This window comes from Streptomyces rubellomurinus, assembly GCF_000961885.1.
Taxonomy (GTDB): domain Bacteria; phylum Actinomycetota; class Actinomycetes; order Streptomycetales; family Streptomycetaceae; genus Kitasatospora; species Kitasatospora rubellomurina.
In genome coordinates, this window is sequence record NZ_JZKH01000040.1 from 1 (window position 1) to 16,117 (window position 16,117).

Here is a 16,117-nt window from a genome sequence, read left to right on the forward strand (position 1 = left end):
GTGCTCGGGGGCGTGGGTGGGGGCCGGCTCGGCGCTGGTGGGGGCGGCGCTGGGGGTGGCGCTGGGGCTGCTGGTGCCGGTGGCGGTGGGCCAGTTGCCGGTGTCCTGGTTGCCGCGGCCGTTCTGCAGGTCGAACTGCTGGGTGGGGGTGCCGTCGAGGGCGGCGGCCATGTAGGCGGTCCAGATCTTGGTGGGGAAGGCGCCGCCGTTGATCCGGGTGAGGCCGGCGGTGCCGGCGAGCGGTTCCTTGGCGTGGGTCTTCGGGTTCTCGCGGAACAGGCCCACGGTGGTGGTGAGTTCGGGGGTGTAGCCGGCGAACCAGGCGGAGAGGTTGGAGTCGGTGGTGCCGGTCTTGCCGGCGGCGGGGCGGCCGAGGTCGAGGGCGGCGGCGCCGGTGCCGCGGGGGCTGACGACGTCGCGCAGGACGTCGGTGACGTTGTCGGCGACGTTGCGGCCGACGGCGTCGGTGGCCTTGTGCTCGGGCATCTTGGGGACGTCGACGGCGCCGCCGGGGTTGACGCGTTCGAGCTTGAGGACGGACCACGGGGTGTGTGCCTGGCCGTGGTTGGCGAGGGTGGCGTAGGCGCCGGCGAGGTCGAGGGCGCTGGGGGTGGCGGTGCCGAGGGTCATGGAGGTGTTGGCGGGGTCCATGCCGCGGACGCTGTCGGGGATGCCGAGTTTGACGGCGGTGTCGCGGACCCGGGCGAGGCCGGCGTCGACGCCTTCCTGGGCGTAGACGGAGTTGACGGACTTCACCATGGCGTAGCGCAGGGTGATGCTGCCGTAGTCGACGCCGTCCTCGTTGGGCGGGGCGTACGGGGTGGGGCCGCCGGTGACGGCGCGTTCGCTGCTGCCGTCGTAGCGGCTCTCGGTGGTGATGGGGCGGCCGTCGAGGGTGTGCTGGGCGACCAGGCCGGCGGCGAGGTCGATGGGCTTGAAGGTGGAGCCGATCTGGTTGTCCTGGCGCAGGGCGTCGTTGAAGGGCTGCTTGGCGTAGTCGGGGCCGCCGTAGACGGCGACGACGCGGCCGGTGGCGGGTTCGACGGAGGCGCCGGCGACGCGGACGTCGGTGTCGGTGTCGGGGCGCTTCTGGGGGTCGAGTTCGTCGGTGAGTTCGTCCTGGACGGCTTTGACGAAGGCGTCCTGCTTGGGCTTGTCGAAGGTGGTGGTGATGCGCCAGCCGCCGGCCTTGAGGGTGGCGGCGTCGATGGTGCCGGTGGAGACGAGGTAGTCGTCGGCGACGCCGACGAGGTACCCGGCCTGGCCGGAGAGGCCGGTGGCGGGGTGGGGGTCGAGCGGTTCGGGGAAGGTGGTGGCGGCGCGGTCGGCGGCGGTGAGGAAGCCCATCTGGACCATGCCGTCGAGGGTGTAGTTCCAGCGGGCGACGGCCTTCTCGCGGTTGGCGGGGGTGGCGGTCTTGACGTCGTAGATGCTGGGGGCCTGGAGCAGGGAGGCGAGGTAGGCGCCCTGGCCGAGGGTGAGCTGGGAGGCGTCGACGCCGTAGTAGGCGCGGGCGGCGCTCTGGATGCCGTAGGCGCCGCGGCCGTAGTAGCTGCTGTTGAGGTAGCCGGCGAGGATCTCGTTCTTGCTGCGCTGCTGGTCGACCTTGAGGGCGATGAGGAGTTCGCGGCCCTTGCGTTCGACGGTGCGGTCCTGGGTCAGGTAGTAGTTCTTGACGTACTGCTGGGTGATGGTGGAGCCGCCCTGCATGCCCTTGCCGGTGAGGCTGTTCCAGCCGGCGCGGAGCATGCCCTTCAGGTCGATGCCGCGGTTCTGGTAGAAGGTGCGGTCCTCGGCGGAGACGACGGCCTGCTGGGTCTGCAGCGGGATCTGGTCGATGGTGACGTCGGTGCGGTTGACGGCGCCGGTGCGGGCGATCTCGGTGGTGCCGTCGGCGTAGAGGTAGATGTTGTTCTGCGCGACGGCGTGGGCGTTGGGGTCGGGCACCGGGACGATCACGTAGAGCACGGCGAAGGCGCCGACCGCGAGCAGCAGCAGGCCGGTGAGGGTGCCGAGGGTGATCCGCCAGGTGGGGAGCAGCCGGCGCCAGCGGGGGAGGGCGCGGCGGGCCGCGCGGCGGGCGGCTCGTTTGGCCTGGCGTCGGGTCGCGATGCTCATGCCGCGATTATGTGCTATTTGACGTGCGATCAGTGTCGGGCGGGGTGGGTGCGCGGCTCCGGGAAAACCGGGTGCGGGCCCGGGAGCCCGGCGGTACGGTGAAAGATGCAAACCGCATAGCGAACCCGTTTCGGCAGCTCCGCCCGTTCGGCCCGGTACCCCCGGGGTCGGCCGGTCGGAGCCGTTGGGGCGTGCGCGGACGCCGTCGGCACCGGTCGGGCGTCCGCCCGTCGAGGCGTACCTCTCTGCGCCCACATTTGTCGATAAGGAGACAATATACTCTACGCCGCCGTGGCTCGCGGCGCCTTCCGCCGCTACTCCACCTATCGGGCCGCCACCCTGGCCGGCACCTTCACCAACACCGTCTTCGGCGTCATCCTGGCCTCCTCCTTCCTCGCCCTCTGGCAGGCCCGCCCGCACCTCGGCGGCTACGACCAGAGCCAGGCCGTCACCTACATCTGGGTCAGCCAGGGCCTGCTGGTCACCGTCGCCGTCTGGGGCGGCGGCTTCCAGGACGAGGTGCAGGACCGCTTCCGCAGCGGCGACATCGCCGTCGACCTCTACCGCCCGGTCGACTTCCAGGGCTGGTGGCTGGCCACCGACCTCGGCCGGGCCGGCTTCCAGGTGCTCGTCCGCGGCACCGTGCCGCTGCTGTTCGGCGCCCTGGTGTTCCGCACCCGGATGCCCGAACAGCCACTGACCTGGGTGTTCTTCCTGCTCTCGGTGCTGCTCGCGGTGCTGGTCAGCTTCGGCATCCGGTTCCTGGTCTCGATCACCGGCTTCTGGCTGCACGACTCGGACGGGATCCGCTCGGTGATGGTGGTGGTCTCGATGTTCTTCTCCGGGATGCTGCTGCCGATCGCCCTCTTCCCCGGCTGGCTCGGCACGCTCGGCGAGGCGCTGCCCTGGGCCTCGCTCGTCAAGGTGCCCACCGACGTCTTCCTCGAACGGTCCTCCGGCGCCACGCTGGCCGGCGCGCTCGGTTTCCAACTCGGCTGGGCCGCCGCCCTGCTGGCCGCCGGCCGGGGCGCGCAGTGGCTCGCCACCCGCAAGGTGGTGGTGCAGGGTGGCTGAGCGGCTGATCGTCGCGGACGGCCTCGCCGCCCGTACGGCCTGGGCCGTCCGCTCCTGGTGGCTCTGCGCCCGGATGTGGATGCGCTCGATGGCGGCCTACCGGGCCTCCTACGTGCTGGGCGTGTTCTCCGGCATCGCGATCCACGCGCTCGACTTCGCCGTGCTGGTGATCATGTTCCTGCACACCGACACCCTCGGCGGCTGGAGCCTGCCGGAGATCGCCTTCCTCTACGGCACCTCCGCCCTCTCCCTCGGCGTCGCCAACCTGCTGGTCGGCTCGGCCGACGCGCTCGGCCAGCGGATCGTCGCCGGCACCCTGGACAGCATGCTCGTGCGGCCCGCGCCCGCGCTCTCCCAGCTGTGCGCCGAACGCTTCTCGCTGCGCCGCCTCGGCCGCCCGCTCCAGGCCGCGATCGTGCTCGTCTGGGCGCTGACGGCCCTCGACGTGCACTGGACCTGGGACCGGGTGCTGCTGGTGCCCGTCCTGCTGGTCTGCGGCACCGCCATCTTCGGCGCGGTCTTCGTCGGCGGCGCCACCGTGCAGTTCTGGTGGGGCGAGTCCAAGGAGATCCAGAACTCCTTCACCTACGGCGGCGCCACCCTGCTGCAGTACCCGCCGACCGTCTTCGCCAAGGAACTCGTCGCCGGCGTCGTCTTCGGCATCCCACTGGCCTTCGTCAACTGGCTGCCCAGCCTGCGCATCCTCGACCGGCCCGACCCGCTCGGCCTGCCCACCGCCTTCCAGTACGCCTCGCCGGTCGCCGCCGCGCTCTGCGTCACCGCCGCCGGGCTCGCCTGGCGGGCCGGGCTGCGCGCCTACCGCGGCACCGGCAGCTGAACCCTCCTCCCGTAAGGAAGAACCGTGGCACTGATCGAACTCCAGGACGTCCGCCGCAGCTTCACCGTGCGCACCCGGACCGGCCGGTTCAGCCGGACCAAGCGCGAGGTGCGCGCCGTGGACGGGCTCAGCTTCACCGTCGAGGCCGGCGAGTGCGTCGGCTACATCGGCCCCAACGGCGCCGGCAAGTCCACCACCATCAAGATGCTCACCGGCATCCTCGTCCCCAGCAGCGGCCGGCTGCGCGTCGCCGGCGTCGACCCGGCCCGCGAACGCGTCGCGCTGGCCCGCCGGATCGGCGTCGTCTTCGGGCAGCGCACCACCCTGTGGTGGGACCTGCCGCTGCGCGACTCCTTCGAACTCGCCCGCCGGATCTACCGCATCCCCGACCAGCGCTACCGCGCCAACCTCGACCGCTGCATCGGCCTGCTCGACCTCGGCGGCCTGCTGGACACCCCGGTGCGCCAGCTCTCGCTCGGCCAGCGGATGCGCGGCGACCTCGCCGCGGCGCTGCTGCACGACCCGCAGGTGCTCTACCTGGACGAGCCGACCATCAGCCTCGACGTGGTCAGCAAGGGCCGGGTGCGGGAGTTCCTGCGCGAGGTCAACCGCGAGCAGGGCACCACCGTGCTGCTCACCACCCACGACCTGACCGACATCGAACAGCTCTGCGGTCGGGTGATGGTGATCGACCACGGCCGGGTGGTCCACGACGGCGGCCTGGACGGGCTGCACGCCGCCGGGCGCAGCGAACGCACCCTCGTGGTCGACCTCGCCGAGGCCCGGCCCCCGATCGAGGTGCCCGGCGCCCGGGTGGCGAAGGTCGACGGGCCTCGCCAGTGGCTGGCCTTCCCGGCGCAGGAGAGCGCGGCGCCGATCGTCGCGGCGGTGGCCGCGCGGTACCCGCTGGTGGACCTGTCCGTGCGCGAGCCGGCCATCGAGGACGTGATCGCGCGGATGTACGCGGAGGTCGCCATCGGCTGAGCGGATGCGCTGCTGCTGAGCCGGGGAAGCCCGTCAGTCGGTGAGGAGCAGCAGCAGCGCGGCGCCGCCCGCCAGGACGCGGGAGGCGGCGCCGTCGACGTAACACTCGACAGGCCCCGAGCGGTGGTCGCGGTGCACGTACACGTCGTTCCCCCTGTCGCCGAAGACCGTCACCGATACGGGTGACGGACGTGACCCTCCACGAGCGTGTCGAGTTGACCATGCGTCACACGCCGCACCAGGACCGGAGGCCCGCCGCCCGATGACCGTACCCGACGTGACCGTGGTGGTCGCGGTCTACAACACCCTGCCCTACCTCACCGCCTGCCTGGACTCGCTGGTCGGGCAGTCCCTGGCGCAGCAGCCGGGCCGGATGGAGGTGGTGGCCGTCGACGACGGCTCCACGGACGGCGGCGGGGAGCTGCTGGACGAGTACGCCGCCCGCCACCCCGGGCTGTTCCGGGTGGTGCACCAGGCCAACTCCGGCGGCCCGGCGGCCCCCACCAACCGCGCCCTGGACCTGGCCCGCGGCCGCTACGTGCTCTTCCTGGGCGCGGACGACTGGCTCGGCGAGGAGGCCCTCGAACGCCTGGTGGCCGCCGCCGACGCCTGGGGCTCGGACGTCGTGGTGCCCAAGCAGGTCGGCGTGAACGGCCGACTGGTGCCGCAGGGCATCTTCCACGCCGACGCCGAGTCCGTCCGCTTCACCGACTCCGCCCTGGCCTGGGCCCTGGCCGACACCAAGCTCTTCCGGCTCGACCTGATCCGCCGCCACGGGCTGCGCCGCGACGAGACGCTCAAGGTCTTCTCCGACCAGCCGTTCACCCTCGAAGCCTGCCTGCGCGCCCGCAAGGTCTCCGTCCTCGCCTCCTACGACTGCTACCACCTCGTCCTGCGCGAGGACCGGGGCAACGTCACCGAGCGCGCCGGGGTGCTGGACCGGCTGCGCGGGATCGCCGCGCTCCAGCAGGTCGCCGCCGGAATCGCCGAGCCGGGCGGGGAGCTGGACGCCATCCGGGCCCGTAGCTTCGCCTGGGACGTGCCCCGGCTGCTGGCCGACGGCTTCCTGCTGCTGGACGGCGCGGAGCAGGGCCGGGTGTGCGCCGAGGTGGCCCGGCTGGTCGAGCGCTTCGGCGCCCGCGAGGTCTACGACCGGCTGCCCGTCGCCGTCCGGCTGCGGCTCGAACTCGCCGCCGCCGGACGGCCGGAGGCGCTGCGCGACCAGATCCGCTACGAGGCCGCGCACGGCGAGCCGCCGGCCGTCCGCGACGGGCGGCGGCACTACGCGGGCTACCCGGCGTTCCGGGACGCCCGGCTCGGCCTGCCGGACGAGCTGTTCCTGCTGCGCGAGGAGCCGCCCGCCGTGGCCGCCGTGCCGCTCAACCTCGCCCAGCAGCTGTGGCGCGGCCTCGTCCCCGAGCAGCTGCGGCGCGGGCTGCGCCGCCACCCCGTGTGGCGGCGGCTGGCCGACTCGGTGAACGGGGGCCGGGGATGAGGCCGGACGGAAACCCGGACGGGAGCCCGGACGTGGGCACGGACGCGGGCAAGGACGTGGGCCTGGACGTCTGCGTGGTGGGCCTCGGCAAGCTGGGCCTGCCGCTGGCGGTGCAGTTCGCGCTCAAGGGCCACCGGGTGACGGGGGCGGACATCGCGCCCGAGGTCGTCCGCAGCGTCAACCTGGGCGTGCCGCCGTTCCCCCGGGAGGAGGGCCTGGACGAGGCGCTGAAGCGGGTGGTCGCCGAGGGGCGGCTGCGCGCCACCGCCGACACCGCCGCCGCGGTGGCCGCCTCGGAGGCCGTCGTGCTGGTCGTCCCGCTGGTCACCGGCGCGGACGGCACCCCGGACTTCGCCCTGCTCGACGCGGCCACCGACGCGGTCGCGGCCGGGCTGCGCCGGGGCACCCTGGTCAGCTACGAGACCACCCTGCCGGTCGGCACCACCCGGGAGCGCTGGGCGCCCCGGCTGTCGGCCGGCTCCGGGCTGGCCGCCGGGCGGGACTTCGCGCTGGTGTTCAGCCCGGAGCGGGTCCGCACCGGCCGGGTCTTCGCCGACCTGCGCCGCTACCCCAAGCTGGTCGGCGGCCTCGACGAGCGCTCCACCCGGCGCGGCGCCGCGTTCTACCGGGCGGTGCTGGACTTCGACCCGCGCCCCGACCTGGCCCGGCCCAACGGCGTGTGGGAGCTGGCCTCGGCCGAGGCCGCCGAGTTCAGCAAGCTCGCCGAGACCACCTACCGGGACGTCAACATCGCGCTGGCCAACCAGTTCGCCCGGTACGCGGACCGGGTCGGGGTGGACTTCGCCGAGATCGCCGACGCCTGCAACTCGCAGCCGTACAGCCACCTGCACCGGCCCGGCATCGCGGTCGGCGGGCACTGCATCCCGGTGTACCCGCGGCTGTACCTGTGGAACGACCCGGCGGCGACGGTGGTCCGCGCCGCCCGCGAGGCCAACCTGGAGATGCCCGGGTACGCGGCCGGGGTGCTGGCCGGGGCGGTGCCCGGCGGCCTGGCCGGGCAGGGGGTGCTGGTGCTCGGCGCCGCCTACCGGGGCGGGGTGAAGGAGACCGCGTACTCGGGGGTGTTCCCGCTGGTCGCGGCGCTGCGGGCGGCGGGCGCGCGGCCGTACGTCGCCGATCCGCTGTACCGGGCGGAGGAGTTGGCGGCGCTCGGGCTGCCCCCGTACGGCGGGGAGCCGGTGGTGGCGGCGGTGCTGCAGGCGGACCACCCGGAGTACCGGGAGCTGGCGCCGGCCGACCTGCCGGGGGTGCGGGTGCTGCTGGACGGGCGGCGCTGCACCGACCCGGCGCGCTGGGCGGGGCCGGGGGTGCGGCGGATCGTGCTTGGCGGGGCGTGAGGAGAGGGCTGCTGCTCGCCCGCTCGCCTCCGGGCGCTCTGGCCCGGCGCCGACACTCGTCGCTCCGGCACTCCCTCCTTCGTCGGTCGCTTGTCGCTCCTCGCTTTCGGCACCGGCGCGCCCTTCGGCTCGGGGCGGGGCGGCGCGTGATCGCCGTCCGCGCCTCCGTTCGCGCCGGGCAGCGGGCAGACTGGCGGAGTGACTGACGAAGCCTTCAGCAGAACCGGCCCCGGGGTCCGGTTCACCGCCGCCGACGAGCTGAAGCGGCGCGGTGTCCGCCGGATGAAGACCATCGCGACCGGCCTGCTGGCCTTCGCCACCCTGGTCTTCGCCCTCTCCACCTGGGCCAAGGCGGCCGGCGCCGGCTCCTGGGCCGGGTACGTGGCCGCCGCCGCCGAGGCCGGCATGGTCGGCGCGCTGGCCGACTGGTTCGCCGTGACGGCCCTGTTCCGCCGCCCGTTCGGCCTGCCGATCCCGCACACCGCGATCATCCCGACCAAGAAGGACGCCTTCGGGCGCTCACTCGGCGACTTCGTCGGCGAGAACTTCCTGGCCGGCCACGTGGTGCGCACCCGCCTCGCCTCGCTCGGCATCGCCCGCCGGCTGGGCGACTGGCTGGCCGCGCCGGGCAGCGCCGAGCGCGTCACCAAGGAGGCCTCCGCCGCGCTGCGCGGCGTGCTCGCGGTGCTGCGCGACGACGACGTGCGGGCGGTCGTCGCCGAGGCCGTCACCCGGCGGGCGGCCGCCACCTCGGTGGCCGAGCCGATGGGCCGGATGCTGGGCAAGGTGGTCGCGGACGGCGGGCACCACGGGGTGGTCGACCTGGTCGCCGTGCGGGCGCACGACTGGCTGACCGCCAACCACGAGGACGTGGTCCGCAAGGTCACCCAGAAGACCCCCGGCTGGACGCCGAAGTTCCTCGACCACCAGGTCGGCGAGCGGGTCTACAAGGAACTGCTGCGCTTCGTCACCGACATCCGGGACGACCCGGACCACCCGGCCCGCGGCGCGGTCGACAACTTCCTCGCCGACTTCGCCACCGAGCTGCAGACCGACCCGGAGACCATCGCCCGGGTCGAGCGGGCCAAGGGCGACCTGCTGGCCCGCCCCGAGGTGCAGGACCTGATCAACTCCACCTGGGCGGCCGTGCGGACCCTGGTGATGGGCGCCGCCGAGGACGAGGACAGCGAACTGCGCCGGCGCATCCGCGAGGGCGTGCGCCGCTTCGGCGAGCGCCTGGCCACCGACGCCAAGCTGCAGGCCAAGGCGGACGGCTGGCTGCAGGACGCCGCCCAGTACCTGGTCGACACCTACCGCGCCGAGATCACCTCGCTGATCTCCGAGACGGTCGCAAGCTGGGACGCCGACGACGCCTCCCGCAAGATCGAGGCCAACGTGGGGCGCGACCTGCAGTTCATCCGGATCAACGGCACCGTGGTCGGCGCGCTGGCCGGGCTGCTGATCCACACCGTCGCGGTGGCGCTCGGCGGCTGAGCGTACGCTGGCGGCGCGCGGGCACGCGCGGAGACGACGAAGAAGGAAGAAGGGAACCCACCGTGGTCCAGCCGGACGGAAGTCGGATCGGAAACCCCACCGGGAACGCAGGGAACGCCGGGAGCGCCGGGAGCGACCGGGGCATCGAGGCGTTCATCGCCGGGATGCCGAAGGCGGAACTGCACGTCCACCACGTCGGCTCGGCCTCGCCGCGCGTCGTCGCCGAACTCGCCGCCCGCCACGCCGGGCGCTCCAAGGTGCCGACCGACCCGGCGGCGCTCGCCGAGTACTTCACCTTCACCGACTTCGCCCACTTCATCGAGGTCTACCTGAGCGTCGTGGACCTGGTCCGCGACGCCGAGGACGTCCGCGCGCTCACCTACGGCGTGGCCGAGGACATGGCCCGCCAGAACATCCGGTACGCGGAGCTGACCATCACCCCGTACTCCTCGGTCAGGCGCGGCATCCCGGAGGTCGCCTTCATGGAGGCGATCGAGGACGCCCGGCTGCGCGCCGAGAAGGACCTCGGCGTGGTGCTGCGCTGGTGCTTCGACATCCCGGGCGAGGCCGGTCTGGAGTCGGCCGAGGTGACCGCCCGCCTGGCCACCGAGCTGGGCCCCGAGGGCCTGGTCAGCTTCGGCCTCGGCGGCCCGGAGATCGGCGTGCCGCGGCCGCAGTTCAAGCCCTACTTCGACCGGGCCCGGGCGATCGGCCTGCACTCCGTCCCGCACGCCGGCGAGGCCACCGGGCCGCAGACGGTCTGGGACGCGATCCGCGAACTGGGCGCCGAGCGGATCGGGCACGGCACCCAGTCCGTCAAGGACCCGGCGCTGGTCGACTACCTCGGTGAGCACCGGATCCCGTTGGAGGTCTGCCCGACCTCCAACATCGCCACCCGGGTCGTCGAGCGGATCGAGGACCACCCGATCAAGCAGATGGTCGACGCCGGGCTGCTCGTCACCGTCAACAGCGACGACCCGCCGATGTTCGGCACCGACCTCAACACCGAGTACGCGGTGGCGGCCCGGCTGCTGGCGCTGGACGAGGCCGGGGTGGCGGCGCTGGCCCGCAACGCCGTCGAGGCCTCCTTCCTGGACGAGGCCGGGAAGAAGCGGCTGGTCGGCGAGATCGACACCTACCTGGCGGGCTGGCAGCGCTGACGCCCTTCCCGCGTTCCTCCTGCGTTTTCGCTGGTGAGCCGCCCCGTCGACCTCGGTCGGCGGGGCGGCTCCGTCGTTGGTGCCACACTCTTTCGAGTGATGGTGCCACTGTGGCGCCAAATGGGCTGGACGTGGTGCCATCGCCGTGCCATGCTTGAGCCATGGACCTCACGCCGTACGTCGAAAACCTCCGGAACGAGCTCGCGGTGGCCGCCGCCGCCGGTGGGGACGAAGCCCGCGCGCTGGCCGAGCGGCTGACCCTTCCGCTGGAGTCGGCCACGCGGCTCACCCTGCTCAACGCGCTCTCGGCCGCCATGGGCGAAGTCACCCGCGACCTCGCCCCGGGCTCGGTGGACGTGCGCCTGCGCGGACTCGACCCCGAGTTCGTGGTGACGGTGCCGCCCGGCTCGGACGCCTTCCACGGCGACGTGCCGCCGGTGGCGCCGCAGGCCGGCCCCGTGGTGCCGTCCGCGGCGCAGGTGGCACCGCCGGTGGCGCCATCGGCGGTGCCGGAGTCGGACGAGTCGGGCACCGCCCGGATCAACCTGCGCCTGCCGGCCCACCTCAAGGCCAGGGCGGAGGAGGCCGCCGGGCGCGAGGGCCTCTCCCTCAACGCCTGGCTGGTCCGGGCCGTGGCCGGCGCGCTGGACGGCGGCAGGCCGGCCGCGCGCCCGGCCACCGACCTCGGCGGCCGCTCCCCGCGCGGCATCGGCGGCCAGAGCTTCACCGGCTGGGTCCACTGACACCTCCGTAGCCCCCGCACCTTCCAGACCCCTCGCACCTTCGACGTCACCCCCGCTCCGACCAGCGGGAACACCCACACGAGCCAAGAGGACGGGACAGCCATGCCTTCGTACGAGACCAACGGACCGATCTCCGCCACCTTCGACTTCGAGATCGGCACGGTCCGGATCACCGCCGGCAAGCGCGCCGACGCCGTGGTCGAGGTCCGGCCCACCAGCGACTCCCGGGAGGCGGACGTCAAGGCCGCCCAGCTGACCCAGGTCGACTTCACCGGCGGCCGGCTCGTCGTCAAGGGCCCCAAGCAGCGCACCGTGTTCTCCAGCAAGAAGGGCTCGATCGACCTCCAGGTCGAGCTGCCGGCCGGCTCCGAGGTCGAGCTCGACAGCCCGATGGCGGACGTCGTCACCGAGGGCCCGCTCGGCGACCTCCGGCTGAAGACGTCCATGGGCCGGGTCCAGGTCGACCGGGCCACCAGCGTGCGGCTCAAGGCCGACATGGGCGACATCCGGCTCGGCACGGTCGCCGGGGACACCGAGGTGTCCGGCGCCGGCCGGATCGAGATCGGCACCGTCACCGGCACGCTGACGGTCAAGAACAGCAACGGCGACACCGAGGTCGACGAGGTGCACGGCGAGCTGACCGCCAACGCCTCCAACGGCCGGATCCACGTCGGCCTCGCCGAGGCGGGTGTGGACGCCAAGACGGCGAACGGCCACATCCGGGTCGGCCAGGTGGTCCGGGGCAAGGTCTTCCTGCAGGCCGGCGTCGGGGACGTGGAGGTCGGCGTCGCCGAGGGCACCGCGGCCTTCCTCGACGTGCACAGCAAGTTCGGCGCCGTCCGCAGCGACCTCGGCACCACCGAGGGCCCCGGCGACGCCCGGGAGACCGTCGAGGTCCACGGCCGCACCCAGGTCGGCAGCATCGTGATCCGGAGGGCCTGATGGCGGCGATCCCGACGACGGCGGTCTCGACCGCCCTCGCGATCTCGGCGGTCGGACTCACCAAGTCCTACGGCGACAAGCAGGTGCTCAGGGGCATCGACCTGGAGATCCCGGCCGGCACGGTCTTCGCCCTGCTCGGGCCGAACGGCGCGGGCAAGACCACCACCGTGCAGATCCTCTCCACCCTGATCCCCGGGGACGGCGGCTCGGCCCAGGTGGCCGGCCACGACCTCGTCCGGGGAGCGGACGGCGTGCGGAAGGCGATCGGGGTGACCGGCCAGTTCTCGGCGGTGGACAACCTCCTCACCGCCGAGGAGAACCTGATGCTGATGGCCGACCTCCACCACCTCCCCCGTCGGGAGGGGCGGAGGCGGGCGGAGGAGCTGCTGCGGCGCTTCGACCTCACCGATGTCGCCGGCACCCCCGCCACCACGTTCTCCGGCGGCATGCGGCGCAAGCTCGACCTGGCGATGACGCTGGTCGGGGACCCGAAGGTGATCTTCCTCGACGAGCCGACCACCGGGCTGGACCCGCGCAGCCGGCGCACCATGTGGGAGATCATCCGGAGCCTGGTCGCCGACCACGGGGTGACGATCTTCCTCACCACCCAGTACCTGGACGAGGCCGACGAACTCGCCGACCGGATCGCCGTCCTGGACGGCGGGCGGATCGTCGCCGAGGGCACGGCCGAGGAGCTGAAGCGGATCGTCCCGGGCGGGCGGATCCGGCTCCAGTTCGCCGACGCCGCCCAACTCGGCGCGGCCGCCGCGCTGTTCGACTACGCCACCGTCGACGCGGAGGCCCTGCGGCTCGACATACCGGGCGACAACTCGGTGCTGACCGTCAAGGCCGTGCTGGACACGCTCGACAACGCCTCGGTACGGGCGGAATCGCTGGTCGTGGAGACGGCCGACCTGGACGACGTGTTCCTGCAACTCACCGGGGAGGGTGGGCAATGAGTTTGACCATGAACTACGCGGCGCGCGACTCGCTGACCCTGCTGCGGCGCAACCTCAGGCGCGCGCAGCGGTATCCGGCGATGACCTTCTCCGTGGTGGTCATGCCGGTGATGATGCTGGCGCTCTTCAACTACGCCTTCGGGGGCGCCCTCGGCGCGGGCATCGGCGGCGGGAGCTACATCGACTACGTGACGCCGGGCATCGTGCTGATGACGGCGACCTCGGGGGCGGTCGCCACCGCGGTGGCCGTCTGCGTCGACATGACGGAGGGCATCGTCAACCGGTTCCGGACGATGTCGATATCCCGGTCGGCGTTCCTGGCCGGGCACGTGATCGGCAGCGTCATCCAGACGGTGATCGCCCTGGTGCTGGTGACCGGCGCGGCCTTCGCGATGGGGTTCCGCTCCAGCGCCGGCCCGGTGGAGTGGCTCGCGGCCGCCGGGCTGCTGCTGTTCGTGACGCTGGCGCTGACCTGGATCTCCGCGGGGATCGGGCTGGTGTCGAAGACGCCGGAGAGCGCGAGCAACACCCCGCTGCCGATGACCTTCCTGCCGTTCCTCGGCAGCGCGATCGTCCCGCCGGACTCGATGCCCACCGTGCTGCGCTGGTTCGCCGAGTACCAGCCCTTCACCCCGATCATCGAGACCCTGCGCGGCCTGCTGATGGGCACCGAGATCGGCGCCGTCAGCGCGTGGAGTTCCCTCGGCTGGTGCACCGCGCTGACGCTGGCCGGCTTCTTCTGGTCGCGGAGCGTCTTCTACCGGCGGTGACGGGGGTACGGCCGGTGGATGCCCACGGCCCGGGCGGCGGACCCATCCGCCGCCCGGGCCGTGGCCTATCGAGTGGCGCCGGGCCGGGCGGGCTGAGTCCGGGCCGGGGCCAGACCCTCCGGGAGCGGGAGATCGCGCAGCTCGCGGATCAGGGCACGGACGGCCGGGGTGGGGGCCAGCTCGGGAGTGGTGACGTAACCCACCAGGCGGGTGGGCGGGTTGGGGTCGAGGGGCGTGACCGCGAGGCCGGGCGGGGCGCCGAGGAGGGCGGTGGCGGGCATGATGGCCATGCCGAGGCCCTGGGCGACCATCGAGACGGCCACCGCGTCGTCCTCGACGTCGACCGTCGCGGGCGGGATCCAGTCCTGCTCCCGCCACCACCGCCGGGTGTAGGAGCCGCAGTTCTCGTCCCAGTCGACCAGCGGCAGCCGGCGCGGATCCGGGTGGCCCTGCGGGTGCGCCAGCGCGTACGCCTCCTCGTACAGCCGGGCCGTGACCAGGCCGGGCACGGGCGGCGGGCCCTCGGCGGGGAGGGTGGCGAGCCCGAGGTCGGCCCGGCCGTCCGCGACCTCCCCGGCGGTGCCGCGCCCGATCTCCCGGACGATCCGCACCCGCGTGCCGAGGCCCGGGTGGCGCTCGGCGAGCCGGGCGAGGACGGGCGGCAGCAGGTGCGCGGCGACGCTGCGGAAGGCGACGATCCGCAGGGTGCCGGTGAGCGGCCCGTCCGCGCCCGCGCCCCGGACCTCCGCCCCCATCGTGGCCAGCAGCCGCAGGACGCGCCGGGCGTACCCGACCGCCCGCGCGCCGGCCTCGGTGGGTCGCGCGCCGTGGCGTCCGCGCTCGAACAGCACCGCGCCGAGCTTGCGCTCGCAGCCGCGCACGGCGTGCGACACGGCGGACTGGGTGGTGCCCAGGCGGGTCGCGGCGGAGGTGAAGGTGCCCTCCTCCTCGACCGCGACCAGGACGCGCAGCTCGTGCGGGGCGAGGTCGGTCATGCGCCGACCCTATCGGGTTCCATCGATCCCGCTCATGGAAGCGGCTGTTCCATCGACGCGTACCCCTGCCCGAGGGGTGGGCCCGGTTCCTAGCGTGAGCACCGTCAACGACAGAAGCCACCGTCAGTTCGGAGCCACCCGATGTCCCGCCCCACCGCCCGCGCCGTCCACCTCGTCGCCCGTCCCACCGGCGCGGCGACCGCCGAGCAGTTCGCCTTCGTCGAGGAGCGGGTCCCCGCGCTGGAGTCCGGCGAGGCGCTGGTCGAGAACCTGTACCAGTCCGTCGACCCGTACATGCGCGAGGAGATGGACGAGGGCGGCTGGGACCTGCACGCCCCGCTGGAGGGCCGCACCCTCGGGCGGGTGGTCGAGTCCCGCACCGACGCCCTGCCGGTCGGCGCGCTGGTCTTCCACCGGCAGGCCTGGCGCACCCACGCGGTGGTCACCCCCGAGCGCGCCCACCTGCTGCCCGTCTTCGACGGCGTCCCGCTCAGCAACCACCTGTCCGTCCTCGGCGGCACCGGCCTGTCCGCGTGGGTCGGCCTGACCAGGATCGCCCGGTTCCAGCCCGGCGAGTCGATCTTCATCTCGGCGGCCGCCGGCGGCGTCGGCACCGCCGCCGGCCAGCTCGCCCGGCTGCTCGGCGCCGGACGGATCGTCGGCAGCGCGGGCTCGGCCGCCAAGGCCGCCCGGCTCGTCGACCACCTCGGCTTCGACGCCGCCTTCGACTACCACGACGCCCCGCTCGCGGACCGCCTGCGCGAGGCCGCGTCGGACGGCCTGGACGTCTACTTCGACAACGTCGGCGGCGACCACCTGGAAGCCGCGATCGGCGCCCTGCGCGACCACGGCCGCATCGCCTGGTGCGGCGCCGTCGCCCAGTACGACGACCTCCGGAACCCGCCGGCCGCGCCGCGTAACCTGTACGACGTGGTCGGCAAGAGCCTGCGCCTGGAGGGCTTCCTGGTCCGCAACCACCTCGACGCCCGCCCCGAGCTCTACGACTTCCTCGTCCCCCACCTGCGCTCGGGCGCGGTGGTGGCGGAGGAGACGGTCGTGGACGGCTTCGACCGGGTGGTGGACGCGTTCCTCGGCGTGATGCGCGGCGCCAACACCGGGAAGATGATCGTCCACCTGGCCGACTGAACCGCCCGGAACGGGCAGTGGGCCCGTGCGTTCGCCGTCAC

The 16,117-nt window shown here is 73.5% G+C and carries 14 protein-coding genes; 12 read left to right on the top strand and 2 right to left on the bottom strand.

Translation table 11 applies throughout. The features are described 5' to 3' along the window. On the bottom strand, positions 1 to 2,118 hold a 2,118-nt coding region (locus VM95_RS20000), incomplete at its 3' end, for a transglycosylase domain-containing protein (protein ID WP_045698759.1). A gap of 291 nt (positions 2,119 to 2,409) precedes the next feature. On the opposite strand from VM95_RS20000, the gene VM95_RS20005 reads away from it, so the two are divergent. From VM95_RS20005 to VM95_RS20055, 11 genes are all read left to right on the top strand, one after another. Next, on the top strand, positions 2,410 to 3,192 hold the full coding sequence (locus VM95_RS20005) for an ABC transporter permease (RefSeq protein ID WP_244178855.1): 783 nt from the start codon (positions 2,410 to 2,412) through the stop codon (positions 3,190 to 3,192). Next, a complete protein-coding gene (locus VM95_RS20010) occupies positions 3,185 to 4,030 on the top strand; it encodes an ABC transporter permease (protein ID WP_244178856.1) in 846 nt (281 codons plus the stop codon). The genes VM95_RS20005 and VM95_RS20010 overlap by 8 nt, the downstream gene beginning before the upstream one ends. A 24-nt stretch (positions 4,031 to 4,054) precedes the next feature. Then, positions 4,055 to 5,014: an ABC transporter ATP-binding protein gene (locus VM95_RS20015; RefSeq protein ID WP_045698763.1), complete on the top strand. Its 960-nt coding sequence runs from the start codon at positions 4,055 to 4,057 to the stop codon at positions 5,012 to 5,014. Positions 5,015 to 5,276: 262 nt separating this feature from the next. Further along, complete coding sequence (locus tag VM95_RS20020; RefSeq protein WP_052706905.1) at positions 5,277 to 6,509, top strand: glycosyltransferase family 2 protein; 1,233 nt, start codon at positions 5,277 to 5,279, stop codon at positions 6,507 to 6,509. A gap of 62 nt (positions 6,510 to 6,571) precedes the next feature. Then, entirely contained in the window at positions 6,572 to 7,867 is a 1,296-nt protein-coding gene (locus tag VM95_RS20025) for a nucleotide sugar dehydrogenase (RefSeq protein ID WP_045698858.1), read from the top strand. A 198-nt stretch (positions 7,868 to 8,065) separates the two neighbouring features. Beyond that, on the top strand, positions 8,066 to 9,361 hold the full coding sequence (locus VM95_RS20030) for a DUF445 domain-containing protein (RefSeq protein ID WP_045698765.1): 1,296 nt from the start codon (positions 8,066 to 8,068) through the stop codon (positions 9,359 to 9,361). Between the two features lie 86 nt (positions 9,362 to 9,447). Beyond that, positions 9,448 to 10,521, top strand: a complete 1,074-nt coding sequence (locus tag VM95_RS20035) for an adenosine deaminase (protein WP_078860228.1) — start codon at positions 9,448 to 9,450, stop codon at positions 10,519 to 10,521. Between the two features lie 161 nt (positions 10,522 to 10,682). Further along, positions 10,683 to 11,264: a toxin-antitoxin system HicB family antitoxin gene (locus VM95_RS20040; RefSeq protein ID WP_045698768.1), complete on the top strand. Its 582-nt coding sequence runs from the start codon at positions 10,683 to 10,685 to the stop codon at positions 11,262 to 11,264. A 102-nt stretch (positions 11,265 to 11,366) separates the two neighbouring features. After that, positions 11,367 to 12,206 carry a DUF4097 family beta strand repeat-containing protein gene (locus VM95_RS20045; protein WP_045698770.1) on the top strand — a complete coding sequence of 280 codons (840 nt, stop codon included), beginning with the start codon at positions 11,367 to 11,369 and terminating at the stop codon, positions 12,204 to 12,206. Beyond that, entirely contained in the window at positions 12,206 to 13,165 is a 960-nt protein-coding gene (locus VM95_RS20050) for an ATP-binding cassette domain-containing protein (RefSeq protein ID WP_208615491.1), read from the top strand. Before VM95_RS20045 ends, VM95_RS20050 begins: the two co-directional genes overlap by 1 nt. Next, the gene (locus tag VM95_RS20055; RefSeq protein ID WP_045698772.1) at positions 13,162 to 13,935 is read left to right on the top strand and encodes an ABC transporter permease; all 774 of its coding nucleotides are present in this window, start codon (positions 13,162 to 13,164) and stop codon (positions 13,933 to 13,935) included. The genes VM95_RS20050 and VM95_RS20055 overlap by 4 nt, the downstream gene beginning before the upstream one ends. A 65-nt stretch (positions 13,936 to 14,000) precedes the next feature. On the opposite strand, the gene VM95_RS20060 is transcribed toward VM95_RS20055, so the two are convergent. Beyond that, entirely contained in the window at positions 14,001 to 14,930 is a 930-nt protein-coding gene (locus VM95_RS20060; protein ID WP_045698774.1) for a LysR family transcriptional regulator, read from the bottom strand. Between the two features lie 141 nt (positions 14,931 to 15,071). On the opposite strand from VM95_RS20060, the gene VM95_RS20065 reads away from it, so the two are divergent. After that, entirely contained in the window at positions 15,072 to 16,076 is a 1,005-nt protein-coding gene (locus VM95_RS20065; RefSeq protein WP_045698776.1) for an MDR family NADP-dependent oxidoreductase, read from the top strand. Positions 16,077 to 16,117: the final 41 nt, after the last annotated feature.